Origin of the sequence: Gordonia sp. N1V, assembly GCF_029269935.1 — a bacterium.
Taxonomy (GTDB): domain Bacteria; phylum Actinomycetota; class Actinomycetes; order Mycobacteriales; family Mycobacteriaceae; genus Gordonia; species Gordonia polyisoprenivorans.
The window spans coordinates 22366-35765 of the sequence record NZ_JARJDD010000029.1 but is presented as its reverse complement, the minus strand read 5'-3'; the positions used below and the strand labels follow the sequence as shown (position 1 = coordinate 35765).

General features: G+C 69.1%; 10 protein-coding genes. 6 read left to right on the top strand and 4 right to left on the bottom strand.

What is annotated here, in order from left to right:
- The first annotated feature begins 16 nt into the window (after positions 1-16).
- Both P3L18_RS25360 and P3L18_RS25355 read left to right on the top strand, forming a co-directional pair.
- Positions 17-634, top strand: coding sequence for a hypothetical protein (locus P3L18_RS25360; protein ID WP_276115655.1), 618 nt, complete (start codon positions 17-19; stop codon positions 632-634).
- A gap of 231 nt (positions 635-865) precedes the next feature.
- Positions 866-1279, top strand: a complete 414-nt coding sequence (locus P3L18_RS25355; protein WP_276115654.1) for a hypothetical protein — start codon at positions 866-868, stop codon at positions 1277-1279.
- Between the two features lie 201 nt (positions 1280-1480).
- Here the strand turns inward: P3L18_RS25355 and mobF are convergent, their stop codons facing one another.
- Complete coding sequence (mobF, locus tag P3L18_RS25350; RefSeq protein ID WP_276115653.1) at positions 1481-7906, bottom strand: MobF family relaxase; 6426 nt, start codon at positions 7904-7906, stop codon at positions 1481-1483.
- A gap of 391 nt (positions 7907-8297) precedes the next feature.
- Between mobF and P3L18_RS25345 the strand changes: the two genes are divergently transcribed.
- Genes P3L18_RS25345 through P3L18_RS25330 form a run of 4 tightly spaced genes read left to right on the top strand, consistent with a single transcriptional unit; the run spans position 8298 to position 10970 of the window.
- Positions 8298-8864, top strand: a complete 567-nt coding sequence (locus P3L18_RS25345; protein WP_276115652.1) for a hypothetical protein — start codon at positions 8298-8300, stop codon at positions 8862-8864.
- 11 nt (positions 8865-8875) lie between these two features.
- On the top strand, positions 8876-9418 hold the full coding sequence (locus P3L18_RS25340) for a hypothetical protein (protein ID WP_276115650.1): 543 nt from the start codon (positions 8876-8878) through the stop codon (positions 9416-9418).
- On the top strand, positions 9415-10677 hold the full coding sequence (locus P3L18_RS25335; protein WP_276115649.1) for a hypothetical protein: 1263 nt from the start codon (positions 9415-9417) through the stop codon (positions 10675-10677). Before P3L18_RS25340 ends, P3L18_RS25335 begins: the two co-directional genes overlap by 4 nt.
- A complete protein-coding gene (locus P3L18_RS25330; RefSeq protein WP_276115648.1) occupies positions 10674-10970 on the top strand; it encodes a hypothetical protein in 297 nt (98 codons plus the stop codon). The genes P3L18_RS25335 and P3L18_RS25330 overlap by 4 nt, the downstream gene beginning before the upstream one ends.
- 33 nt (positions 10971-11003) lie before the next feature.
- On the opposite strand, the gene P3L18_RS25325 is transcribed toward P3L18_RS25330, so the two are convergent.
- The 3 genes from P3L18_RS25325 to P3L18_RS25315 are packed head-to-tail and all read right to left on the bottom strand — an operon-like array spanning position 11004 to position 13376.
- Positions 11004-11852 (bottom strand): Fic family protein, encoded by an 849-nt coding sequence (locus P3L18_RS25325; protein WP_276115647.1) that lies wholly within the window; start codon positions 11850-11852, stop codon positions 11004-11006.
- Positions 11849-12112, bottom strand: a complete 264-nt coding sequence (locus P3L18_RS25320) for a hypothetical protein (RefSeq protein ID WP_276115646.1) — start codon at positions 12110-12112, stop codon at positions 11849-11851. The genes P3L18_RS25325 and P3L18_RS25320 overlap by 4 nt, the downstream gene beginning before the upstream one ends.
- Positions 12113-12152: 40 nt before the next feature.
- Positions 12153-13376 (bottom strand): hypothetical protein, encoded by a 1224-nt coding sequence (locus tag P3L18_RS25315; RefSeq protein ID WP_276115645.1) that lies wholly within the window; start codon positions 13374-13376, stop codon positions 12153-12155.
- Positions 13377-13400 lie beyond the last annotated feature (24 nt).

Here is a 13400-nt window from a genome sequence, read left to right as displayed (position 1 = left end):
AGGACCGGACACTGACGTGGCAGAGCCGTTGCCGCTGTTCGATTTCCAGCCCAGCCGCTACGTGTGGCGCTACCTCGACCGCGAGACCGCCGCGCAAGTGTGGGCCGAACTGATCGACTGGGTCGCCTGGTTACGCGCCACCTACGGCAACCTGCACCACGACATCCCGCCATGCTGGTTCCGTCACCCCGAACTGCGTGAAGAACTCCTCGCACTGATGGCCGCCCACAAAGCCGCCTACCAAACCCGCGAGGAGGACCGATACTGGTCAGACATGGCCTACTGGCACCGCCAATACCTACGGCCGGTCATGACGCAGCTGCGCAGCATGTTCGACAGCTCCGAATGCCGAGACGGGCACTGCGGCTACCAACCACCCCGCGTCCAGACCCTCGACACCCTCAGCGAATACGTCGGCGCCGACCTCACCGCCCGCCCGGCTGCCCAGGTGGCGGTGTCGCGTCCGCGCCAGAGTGAGACGATGACGTACGCGCAGATCCAGGCCGCCCGGAAACAGGGCCACGAGGTGGCGGCCTGCGACCCGGACGACCCCTTTAGTGACATCGAAATCGACGGTCGCCTATGGTATTTCGATAAGGACACCGATTCCTACTCGCCGCACGACGGTACCTGATCCTGCTGGTGGTACCTCCAGACTGCGGAGCCATGACCGTCTTTCCTTCACCGGCCGTCGCCGCTGACTGTTTTTCGCCGAACGTCACGCTCGACGACCGGGGAAGCGGGTCATGGGCCCTCCGCACGCTCGGCAGGCCGGGAACACACGTCTACTCCCCGCGCGGAGACACCCTGTGCTCCCGGCCTGCCGCAGCACCCCACACAACGATTCGTCGGAAACGGACGACACATGAACGGGCATCAGAATTACAGTCGCGGAGCGCATTTCGACCCGCTGACGGTCAACAAATGGGTCCTCCTGGCGCTGTTCGTCGGCGTGGTGGGCGGTACGAGCTGGGCTGTCGACATCATCGCGGATCACGGGATGGTGTGGGCCCACCCTGGCTGGCTCCGAAACCTCGCGCAGTGCGGGATCTTCGGTGGCGGCTATCTTCTCCTGTTCGGGACGGGGCTCATCCGTGCTGCCCATCAGACGACAGCAGACGTCGCAGCAGGGATTCTCGATCACCGCTTCAAGGCTCGCGCCGCTGCGAACGAGCGCCGAGGTTGGCAGATCATCGTTGCCGCGGTATTCGGAATCATGGTTCTGGTCGTGGCGGCGCCGGTCGTGGCATGGGCCAGGACAAATTTGACCTTTTGGTGAGCGGCAGCACCAAGCAGGACAGCTGTTGCCGCCGCCGAGCCCGCGCGACGAGGAAGTCAAACAGCACCCTCTGGCCGCCGTGCCGCCCAAACGATCGATCGACATGGGCATGCGAAGTTCGGGCGAGGGCGGTCGCTGACCTCTCGGTGAACACCCCACGGCGAGCCGCGTTCCCCACTGGCCAGATCTGCGCCGAGCAACTCAGATGCGGGGTCCGTGGTGGGGTCCTGTCTCGGGGGTCGGTGCTGGTGGTGGGGTCGGTCGTGGCGGGCGGGGACGTTCGATGTCAGGCGGGGTTGGCGGTGGGGTGAAGTGTTGGCGGGTGAGATGCCGGTTGTGGGTGTCGGTGAGTTCGTCGCCGGTGGTGGTGAACGGGCCCAGGGGGCGAGGGTCAGTGTCGTCGATGCCGGCGAGTTCGCGGTAGGCGGTGATGTCGTTGATCGCGCGGGCCCGGTCGTCGGTGTCGAGGTGCGCGGGCAGGTGATCGTGCCAAGGCTGATGCCCGGTGGTGGTGGAGGTAGGGGTGACGAGGGTGTGAGCGAGTTCGTCTCGGGCAGCACGGAAGTGGGCTGTTTGATCAGGATGGTCGTGCTCGGCGCCGAGGGGCACACCGGGTAGCCAGTCGGTGGTGGTGACCGGGGTGGTGTCGGCGGGGTAGCGGCGGTGCAGGGTGTCGACGAGCTCGCCGGCGGTCGCGGTGTCGGGGTGGGTGTTGAGTTCCAGCCAGCGAACCACTATGTCGGGGTTGATGCCGGTGTGGAGTTCGTGGCGGCGGATGGTTTCGACGAGATCGGCCCATTCGGGGCTGCTGCGGTCGACGGCGGTGAACTCCTCCCACCGACCAGGAGCGGCGTGCTCGAATCGCCGTGTGGCGGTGAGGACCTGCTCGTCAAGATAAGGCTGCACGAGGCTAGTGAGATCGGCAGCGGAGGTAATCGGGGCCGTCGCTGAGGACAGTACGGTGTCGAGGACGTCGGCAGGTGCGAAGCCGGCGGCACGGGCCCGCTCGAGCTGCGCAGCGAGATCGTCGGCGCCGGGGGAGTGGGTGAGGGTGTCGACGGCCGCGGAAGCGAACACCGCGGCCGCAGCGCGGCGCAGGGTCTCGGTCCGTAGTGCCGCACGAGCGTGGCGGTAGCGGTCGGCGCACTGCTCGACAGCGGAACGCGACGGCGCGGCGCTCGCCTCCTCCACCTCGGCAAGCACGGGACGTTCCGGTGCCAGTGTCGCGGTCGTGGACCGGTTTTCGGCCTCCACCTCCGCGCTGTCGTGTGGCGTGTCGGTGGTGGGGGTGGGGCGGGGGAGTGAGCGTTCGGCGGCGTGGCGGCGGGCGGCGGTGTGTTCGGCGCGGAACACGCGGCCGTCGAGGCGGGTGGCGCGGTGGCGCAGGTCCGCGAGGTGCTCGAGGTCGATGCGTTCGGCGGCCAGGCGGGCGCGGTCGACGTCGTCGTTGGTGATGGTGCCGGTGGGGGCGAGTTCGGTCAGGGCGGTGCTGGCGGCGAGAACCTGGTCGGCGGCGTGGTCGGCGCGGTGGCGGGCGTCGGTGGCGCGGAGTTCGGCGAGTTCACGTTCGCCGGTGAGACGGGCGAGGTGGTCGGGGTCGGGGTTGTCTGCGGCGCGTAGGGCGTCGAGGCGGGTGGTGATGCGGGCCAGGGTGTCGGCGGCGGCTTCGGCGGCGAGGTCGGCATCAACCCAGGTGTGGTGCGCGCGGGAGAGTGCGGCGAGGGCGGGGCGGTGGCGGTCGGCGAGGGTCCGGAGTTCGGTGAGGTGGTCGGTGGCGGCGGTGACGGCGGGCCCGTCGCGGGTGGGGTCGAGGATGATCGCGTGCAAAGCGTCGGCGTCGGCGTGCGCGGCGGCGGCCGCGGCACGCAGCTCGTCGAGTTCGGTGTCGTCGACGGGGGTGTCGAGGACCAGTGGGGGTCGTTCGGTGGCGAGGTCGTCGAAGTCGAGGGCGCCGAGGTCGTCGTACTCGTGGTCGTGGGTATCGGCGTATTCGGGTGGTGGGCCGTCGTCGGTGAGCGCAGCCCAGTAGCCCTCGACCGCTTCGTGGGGGGTGGTGTCGTCGAGGACGGCGGGCAGTTGCTCGTCGGCGACGTCGACGACTTCACTGGGAGCAGTGGTGGTGTCGGGGTCGGGGGGTGCGGCTTCCTCGTCCTCGATGCTCAGGGGTGAGTGCTCGGGCAGTGGGATTGAGCGGCTCAGAGCGTGATCGGTGGCGAGTAGTTCGACGCGCCAGGCCAAGGCTTGGGTGACATCGGCGGGGCGGAGTTCGCCGTCGGTGCCGTGCAGCAGAAGTTGGTGGGCGACGTCGAGGATGGTGGCCGGGGTCCAGTCGCGGGGGTCGGCGGCGTTGACGGCGGTGACCAGGGCGGGCCAGGCGGGGTCGGTGACGATGATTTCGGCGAGGTCGTCACCGACGATCCCGGCGAGTTGCGGGGTCCAGGTGGCCTGGATGTGGGAATCGGTGGTGTCGAGGACCGCGGGGCCGAGGTCCTCGGCGACGCGCCACCACAGGGCGGCCGCCGGCAGTTCAGTGGGGAGCGCACGGTGGGCGGCGGCGTCGGTGAGCAGGGTGTGCACGTCGAGGCCAGCGCGGGCGGCGAGGGTGAGTCGTTCGGCGAGGTCGGGCCAGAACGGGTCGCCCAGCAGGTGCGGGTCGATCCGGGTGGCGAGATCGTGCCAGCGGGCCAGGTGTCCGTCGTCCCCGCCGATCGCGGCGGTGAACGCCTCGGTGAGGCGTTGTTGGTGCCGTGCTGGGGTGAGGGCGTACTGGTCGGGTCCGGTGGGCCGGCGGTCGCGGTCGTCGACGTGGTGGGCGGCACGGAACACGGCGATGTCGCCAAGCAACTCCCGGTGATCACCGTCGGCGATCACCAACGGCCGCGCCCACCGTGGCGCGGTCGCCGCCGTCCAGGTGTGGGCTTCGGCGCGGATCTGCTCGGCGAGATCGCCAACCAGGTGGGCGCGGCCGGCGAGGTAGGTGCCGTAGTCCGGGTGGCCGGCCAGCGACTCGGGAATAGCGGGCAGCCACGGTAACGGTCCACGGCCGGCGGAGTGGCCGCCGGTGGTGTCCAGGCGCCAGTCGAGGACCGCGGCCCGTTCGGCGGCGGTGTCGAGTTCACGGCTGTCGATCGCCGCCGACAACGCCGTCAGAGCACGTTCGGCGACTCGCTGGCTGGGGGTGTGGCTGCTGTCGGGGCCGGCCGGTGCGGTGGTGTCGAGGGCAGTGGTGTCGAGGGCGAGGGTGGCGAGGTGTTGGCGCAGGACCGGCCACGCGTTCTCGTCGGTGAGTCCGGGGAGGAGGTGTTCGGCGCCGGCGTCGATGGCGGTCATGGTGGCGGGGCCGAGGAGGTGTTCGGCGAGGGCGCCGATCGCGTAGTGGTAGGCCTGCGTGGTGGCGGCGATCCGCTGGTGCGGGTTGGTGTCGTCGCGGGCGGTGGTGGTCGCGGAGGTTTGCGCGCCGTCGCGGGTGATGATGGTGCGCAGCATGTCCACGGCGGTCGGTGGGCGTAGCGCACGGTCGTAGATGATTTTGTGCGGGTCGGCTTCGGAGGTGCCCAGGTACAGGTGGTTGCCGTCGGTGGCGCGGGTCATCGCGACGTAGAGCAGTTGTTTATCGAGGCGATCCGAGCCGACGATGTGGGCGGTGCCTTGGTGTTTCCCGCGGGAGCCGACGGTCATGCCTTGAGCGGCGTGGATGGTGGCGGCGTAGCCGAGTTCGCAGTCGGCGGCGACGTAGTCGGCGGGCAGGGTGAGGGTGGCGTTCGTCTTGTCGTGGGTCACGGTCAGCGAGCCGTCAGCGCCGACCGCGGTGATGGTCCAGCGGTAGCCGTTGCGGACGAAATCAGTCCCGGATAGCCGTAGTCGGCGGTCGTTGCGACGGGTGCGGATGGTGTCTCCGGCGCTGGCGGGCAGCCCGTCGGCGAGGGTCACTTCGCGGCCGAGGCCGTGGGCGAGGTCGGTGGGGGACAGCGGATGGTCGGCGAGGCGGTCGGCGCGGGCGCGGGCGTTGAGTTCGCGGACGGTGTCGAGGGTGGGGGCGAGCATGACCGAGGCGTGCCCGGCCGCGGTGTCGCGGCGCCACGCTTGGTAGGCGAGGTCGGCGGCGACGGTGTCGGCGGTGACGTGCACGCGCTGGTGGTCGATGTAGTAGCCGATCGCCTCTTCCCGGCCGTCGCGCACGGCCAGGGAGGCGGCGCCTTCGGCGGGGTCGGTGAACCGCATGACTTCCGACAGCGTGAGAGTGTTGCCGAGTGCGGCGACATCGCGCAGGACACCGCCAGCGGCGACCGACGCCAATTGTTGGTCGTCGCCCACACCTTTGACGTCGGCGCCGGCGGCCAGGGCGTGGGCGATGACCGGGTCGAGACTGGCTGTGGAACTCATGCCGATCTCGTCGATGAGGATGACGGTGCCCGGCCCGATCCTCCTAAACCAGTCCGGGGCTTCTTGCAGGATGCGGTGGCGTTCGGTGTCGTTGCCGGCGGCGGCGAGTTGCGCGACGAGGTGGGCGTATTTGTCGAGGGTGTCGGCGTGCCCGCCGATGTCTTTCGCGAGGACTTGCGCGGCGTTGGCGGTCGGCGCCAACCCGATGACGGTGCCGCCGGCGTTGGTCCAGGCGGTGGTGAACGCGGCCATCGCCGAGGTTTTCCCGGTGCCGGCCGGGGCCAGCGCGAGGTGGAATCGGGCACCGGCGGTGGCGAATTCGCGGACCAACGCTTGCTGGCCGGCGTTGAGAGGGTATTTGTTGGCTTCGTGCTCGAGTAGGGCGAGATCGACGTGCAACGGGTCGATCCGATGCCCATCGGAGAGTCCAGCGGCGGCGACGATCCGGCGTTCGGCGGCGAGGACTTCGGGGCTGGTGTAGGTGGCCAGGCCGGGGTCGGTGAACACCGATGCCCCGTCCGGGCCGCGGAGCAGGCGGGGTTCGTTGCGGTCGCCGTCGCGGCGCGGATCGGTCACCAGCAGGCAGTGTTCGAGAGCGGCGGCGGTGAGGTGGGCAGCCAGACCGCTCACATGCTCACCGCTGACACCGAGGACGCGGCAGGCACGCAGGGCTTCGGCGTGCAGGTGATGGGGTTGCCACACCGACCGGGTCAGCGACACCCGGTCGACCAGGCGCATCGAGTAGTTGGCGAGGGTGTCGGCGTCGAGGTGGTGGGGCTGGCGCGGGCCGTGTTCGGCCAAACTGGCAGCCGCGAGCTCGCGCACCTTGGCCCGGTCCTCGGCCATCGCGGCGAATGCGTGATCACTGAGGGTGTAGCGCCACTGTCCCTCCATGCGCCGAATCTCGGTGCGTAGCTGCGGCGGGAGGGCCGCATCAGCGACACCCAGACCGGCCGAAATCATGGCGGCCAGGCCGGGTTCGCCACCGAGCACGGTGAGGGCTTCGGCGTGCCATTGGGCGCGTTGCTCGGCCAGGGAGCGGGGTTCGTGTTTGGCTTCGCGGGTCGCGAGGTTGGCTTGCTGACGCAGCGCGATGTGTTCGACGGCGGTGGGTTCGCGGCCGTGTTCGGCCTGGAACCGGTCCACCAACATCTTCGTGGTGTCTTCGATCGCGCGGGTGCGCGCCGACCACCGATCGATCAACTCGGCGCTGATGCCGTCGAGTTCGCGGATGGGGCGTTTACCGCGCAGGCCGGGGTCTTTGTCGACGAATTGGGCGCCGGGAAACTCCGCGAGGATCTCGGCTTCCAGGCGCGTGTTGTATTCCTCGGAGGCTTGAACGGCGAGGCGGTGCAACGGTTTTCCGTCCAGCGCTCCCCACCGGTCGATGCCGTCGGGGCCGGTGAAGCGGACCTTGTTGGAGATGGGGACGTGGGTGTGCAGGTCGGGGTCTCCGGCGCGGGAATCGCGGTGGGTGAACGCCGCGGCGATCAGGCCGTGGGCTTTCCAGCGGGCGACGCCGTTGGCGCCGAGCCGGGTGTAGGCGATGTCGCGTTCGATGGAGGCGAGGGTGTTCTCCACGGCCCGCTGGTGGGCGGTTTCGATGCGTTGGGCGACCTCGCGGGCCGCGACCGCCCACAGCGCCGACACCGACTTGACCGGAGAAAAGGTGAGGTCGTAGCCGGCGACCGCGGTCGTTTTCTGCCGGGTCTTCTGCGCGATCCACCCCGACAGTTCGCGGTGATCGGCCGGTGCCCGGCCGAACTCGGTGGCGAACATCGACGTGGCCACCCTGGTACGGATCTGTGCGCGGGCCTCGGCGTCGATCGGGGCGTTGGCCTTCTCCCCGCGGGCGGTGTTGTGTTCGGCGAACGCCTGCGCGACCGCTTTGACGAAGTCGTTGGCACCCTCGTACACCTTGAACGGGGTACCGAGTCGTGTTGCGGCCGTGGCGTACTGGGCGCCGTGCCCCTCGGCGATCAGCGCGGCTTCGATCGCGGTGGCGTTGGGGTGGCGGCCTTCGCCCCACAGCGCTTTCATCTGCGCGCTACTCACCACATCCCCGGCGTTGATGTCGTCGAACGCCACCAAACCCGACCCCAGCCACCGGCCGGGTGCCTCACCCTTGGCCGAGTAGTACGACTCCAGCGAGTCACGGCCCAGCTCGGTGCCGTCGTGGGCGGCGACCTGGCGGGTCAGGTACTCGTAGCCGTCCCCGGCGGTCAGCTTGTGCAGGCTCATCATCGGCGCCCACCCCCGGCCGGGCAGGTCCGCGCAGCCGCCCACCCGGGGCGGGGCGAGCGGTCGGGGCGCATGCCGACAAACTAGCAGACGTTATCGTTTCGTAACCTTAATGCAAGAGGTGTGTAGAACTTGGTGGAGGCGAAATCGCTGGTAAGCGTGGATATGCGCAAAGCGGGGTGGAGCGTGGAGAAGTCGGCGTGGGCTGTGGCGGGAAGGCAGAAGTGTCGGTGGGTGGAGGTAGAAAGCGTGAGATGGCGAGGTCGGAAGGGGCGGGTGTGTTCCGGTGAGCTGGGCGAGTGTGGCCGGTAGGCTCGAGGTGAGACCTGCGTGTGGCTATGCCGTCAGTCGCAGCGGGACTCGGTGGAACAACACAACAGAAAAGGTGAATGTGATGACCTCACAGACAGGTGCCGGCCCGTCGGGCGCGGCGACTACCAGCAGCACCGACACCAACATCGTCGGGCGCAAGCTGTCGGCGCGAGACCGGGCGCGCAAACGCATCGCGGACAAGCTCGCCGCGGAGCGGGCCAAGGAAGCCCAGAACGAGGCCGACCTTGCCGAGGTGTTCAAGGCCGTGGACTCGATCACCGCACTCGGGGTGAAACGCGACACGGCCATCGAGAAAGCCGAAACCGACTACACCCAGGCCACCGCCGCAGCCCGGGAAACCATGGGAGCCCGACTAGCGGCGATGCGTGACCGCGGTGAGACCGTCGCCGCGCTCGTCGACCTCACCGGCCTCACCCAGTCCGACATCTCCGGACTGATCAAAGTCCACCGCGCCACCACAAGCGCACCCCAAGGCACCGCGACACCGCCAGCCCCGGCGCCGGCTAAGAACGGGAAGTCGCCAGCGACGACCACCACTGGTGACGGTGGCGACAGCCCGGGAACGAGTGCGGGGACATCGGAAGCGTTAGGCGAGTCGGTCGAGCAGACTGACGCTGCGGCCAGCTGAGGGTCTCGGTCATGGCGTGGGCGCAGGAACTGTATGTCGATCCCCACATCAGCGAGCACGCACGGGAGATCGAACGATTCCGGGCATTCTGCGTGGCCGGCCCCGACGGTGCGTGCACGATCTACACCGGCGCGATCGGTGACGACGGCTACGGCCGATTCTGGCTCGGCCGCCACCGTCGAGACGACGGGCCGGCAGTGGTGCGGGCCCAACGGTTCGCCTACGCCGCCGTGCACGGTTTGATCCCGGCCGGGGTTGTGGCGATGCACGACTGCGACAACCCGATCTGTGTGGCCGTCGGGCACGGCCACGTCGTGGCCGGCACCCAAGCCGACAACCTCGCCCACATGGGCGGCAAACACCGCGGCGGCGGCAGCGGACTAGGTCGCGGGACCAGCGGCCTCGACCGCGCCGCCCGCCACGCCCGCGCCCTAGCACTGCGCGAGGCCGTCGCCGACGGCTGGGACAGCGGGCGGGTGCGAGAAGCGTTAGGTGTGGGTATGCCTGGGCAGGGCTCATTGTTTGGGTGGAACGAGATAGGCACGGGTCAGTGAAAGGTGACAGCGTAGGGCAGATCGAGGACACCGAGTGGGTTCGGGCCGATACTCGGCTTCGTCGGCGGATGGAGTCCAGGATCGGCAGCTCGATCGTGGTGGGAGTAACGGTTGGCTTCGTCACTGGACGGCTGTTGGCGACATCGGGGTGGGCTGGCACGGTACCCAGCTCAGAAGATTTGGCCGTTGGCGTGTGGGCGATCACCGCACTGATCGCAACTCTCACTATCTCTCTGGTGACTCGGGCTGGGGCGACGAGTCAATGGCGTTCGGACACCTTCGAGTTGAGTTTTCTGCGCCGGATCGGTGCGCGACTGCTGTTGGTGCTCGCGACGGTCGAAGTGGGGGCGGCGACGGTGATCTGGTTCGCCACTCCGCTTGGAGCAGGCTGGGCGGCCGCGTGGGTCATCGGCTCCGCGGCGGTGTCGGTGGTGATCGCCGGTGCTGCGCCGGACGAACCGAGCTTGACCGCCCAACGCGCGATCGAGCACGAGAGGTACCTGTTGGGCCTTTACGTGCGGTCGATCCGCGAATGGCGGTCATTGATAGTTGCAGCCACGCCGAGGCGGGCGCGGACAACACCATCATTCAGGGCCGTCCGCGGCGGGTGGCCGAGTCGCATGATGATTCTTGCCGGCTTGGCCTGGCGCGGCGCGCTGGTGGGTGTAGTCGCCGCGGGAGTGTCCGCTGGTCTCGGCGCCTGGTTGCTACCGACGTGGTGGACGATGCTGAGGACGATCGCGATGGGTCTACTCGCAATGTTGTGGTGGTCGTGTGCGGCACCCTACTGCGCGGCCGTGGCGTCGATCTCCCGGCGGGACTCGTCGCGGTGGCCAGGAGTGTTGATTGTTGCAGTGCTAGCCGCGTATATGGGCGCGGGGGCACTAGTTGTGCCAGTGGAGGCGGACTGGGTGTCCGAGTGGGGATCGATGGCGGCAGGAATTCTGATTGCCGGGCTCGCGTCCCTCGCGGTTCCGTTGGTGCTGGTGCGGTGGCCCGCGAAACGCACTGGCCGGTGGATGGCGTGCGTGTTGTGGGCGACGGTGTGGCCAATGCGGGTGGTGTGTTGGCGGAACGCACGATCGATGCAGGATTTGACGCGCTCACGTCTGGTCGATGCAGAGCACGCGCAGCGCAAGGACTCTCGGATCATTGCGGCGGCTCTAGGCGCTACGGAGGCTGAGCCGACGGAGTCTGTCGGTGGCTCGCGCGAGGCTGTGTCTGACGTGCAGGACTGGAGAGGAGGTGGCTACCTATGAACGGGTTAGTGTTCTTGCTCGCGGTCGGGTTGATGGTGCTGATTTTGTTGTGGGCGTTCGGGTCGGTCGTGGGTCGGGTTGCTGGTGTGTTGCTGGTGCTTGATGGGCTCGGCGGGTTTGTGGTGCATGGTGCGATGCCGGGGTGGCGGTATGTGATCGAACTCGGTGCGGGGATCGGGTTGTGGATGTTCGGTCACTGGTTGTTCGCGGCCAAGCATGGGGTGTGGCGTAGCCGGTTCGGGCGCGCGGTGTGGCGGTCACCGGTGTTGGTGTGGATGGCGCCGGCTCCCTGATCTTTCCGCGGCGACCTGCCGCCGATCAGGGGGTCACAGGTGTGGCCGGGGTTGCGGTGCTGGTGGCGGTGGGGGTTCGGGCGGCCGCGGCCGTGAGCTTGGCGCGCGGTCGGCGTCGATGGTCGGTGTGGCCGGCGGCGTGGGGTCGTGTGGTGTGGGTGGGTGGGGTTGGTCGGGGTGGGTGTAGGTTTCGCCGTCGCCGCCGGCGGCGTGGTGTTCGAGCATGGCGGTGAAGATCTCGACGGGCCGTTGTTCGTGGCGTTGGCCGGTGGTTGCGGCGAGGGTGTGTTCGGCGTGTTCGCCGGCCTCGACGAGTCCGGGCCGTAGTTGCGCGGCGAGCCAGGAGGGGTCTTCGGTGAGGAAGCTGGCGTGGCGGGCGGCGTGGACGGCGTCGGCGTCGACAGCACGCCAGTCGATGTCCCATCCGGCGTCGTTGAGGTAGCGGGTGAAGAACACGCGTTGGGTGCGGCTGTTGCCGTCGAGCATGGGGTGCGCCCAGGACAGTGCCGCCCAGTGTTCAGCGGTCGTGTAGAGCGCGCGGCCGCGGTCGGTGGGGTCGGGCCGGGTACCGGCGATGTCGGCGAACAACTCGGGAAGCACCTGGGGAAGCAGCTCGGGTGGGCAGTGTTCGATACCGAGGGCGTGGGTGTCTTGGCCGGGTTCGCGGATGCGGCCGGCGAAGTCGTAGATGTCGGCGGTGAGGTGAGCGTGAATGTGTTGCAGATGCGCCAGGCCGAAGTCGCCGTCGGCCAGAGCGGGATAGCGTTCGAGCTCGCGGGTGCGCAGGGCGACCATCCGTCGCTCGTAGGCCTCGAATTGCTCGTCGGTGAGGTCGATCAGGTGGGGCAGAACGTGCGGGCGGTGCGCGCCGCCGGCAGTCACTGCTGTCGCGGGCTGTCGGGGTGTGCGGCGGCGCGTTGGGCGGCGAACTCGGCGAGCATACGGTCGCGTTCTTGCTCGAGGGTGGTGTCCCCGCGGTCGACACGGGCGATCGCGGCTTTGTCGTCGTTGGTCAGCGGCATTTGGGCCATGGTGTGGCCGGCGTCGATGGCGGCGATGATCTGCTCGGTGGAGCGCCCGGCGAGCGCGGCGCGGATCTCCTCACGGCGGGTCTCGCTGTCGGCGCGGTGGGGTGTGCTCATGACGTCCATTGTGCGTCCTATCCGGCGGGTGCGGGGTGGGTCAGAGTTCGGGATGGCGGTGTGGGGGTTCGGGCGCCGGTGCCGGCGGCGGTAGAGATGTGTCGGGGCGGGCGGCCCGGCCGGCACTGGGGGTGGCGGGGCGTTGGTCGGTCGGGGCGGGGCGCTCGACGCGGTCCAGAACGGTGTCGAGGTTCTCGGCGACACCGTGCAGGGCTTTGTGGTGTGCCGCGACGTCTTCCCAGAGTGGGCTTTCGGCGGGTGAGTTCGGCCATTCTTGGACGCCGTGATGGTCGAAGGGCTGGGCGCCGGGTTGAGCGCGGCGCAGGTCGTGGACGGCGTCGAAGGTGCGGGTGATGGCGTCGCGGAGGTTGGTCGCGGCGGCGTGCAGGCGCGCGACGTCGGGATCGGGGGTGGCGGTGGCGTGGATGTGGGTGTGCGCGCGGAGCAGGGTGGCGGCGGTCTGTGCGGTCTGATGAATGTGCGCGGAGTCGGTGTGCCCGTACACGGCGGGGTGATCGCCGAGGGTGCCGGCGGCGCCGTCGATGATGGTGTGCAGCGTCAGGTGGAGATCTTGTTCACGCAGCGCGAGGTCGTTGATCTCGTGGTGTGCGTGGTCGAGGTCGCGGTGCGCGTGGTCCAGAGCGGCGTCCAGGGCGGTGATTTGGGTGTAGGCGGCGGCGTAGGGGTCGATGGTGGTGTGGTCGGGGTAGGGCACGTGGGCGGTGCCGTCGGGCCAGCGCATCACGCCGTCGGTGTCGGGGGCCAAGACGGACCCGGCCACGGCGACCGCTCCCGGTGTCTGCGGGGCCGGTGTGGCGTCCTGGCTGCGGGCGGCGGCGTCGGCTGCGGCGGCTCGTTCGAGGTCGAGTGCTTCGCGCAGGGTGTCGAGGTGGTAGCCGACGGCGTCGAGGTTCTCGCGGATCCCGCCGTCGTAGTCGTCGGGGTCTTCGACCTCAATCCGTTCGTGGATCGTGGTGTATTCGCTTGCGGCGGAGGCGATTTGCACGGCGAGTGGGAGGTCCTCGGACGCTGGGTATCCGGGTGGGTGCGCGATCAGGGTGTCGAGCAGCAGTTTGTGTGCGGTGTCGAGGGCGGGGATCTGCTCGCCGGCCAGGCGGTAGGCGGCACCGACGTCGGGATCGCCGGGGTCGGGGCTGTAGGCGGTGCCGTCGGTACGGCGGAGCACGCCGTCCCGGTCACGCAGGGTGCGGGCGAATCCACGGGTGGCTGGCAGGTATCCGAGACGGGGAGTGGGTGCACTCACGGCAATCTCTCTCTTTCGGCGTGT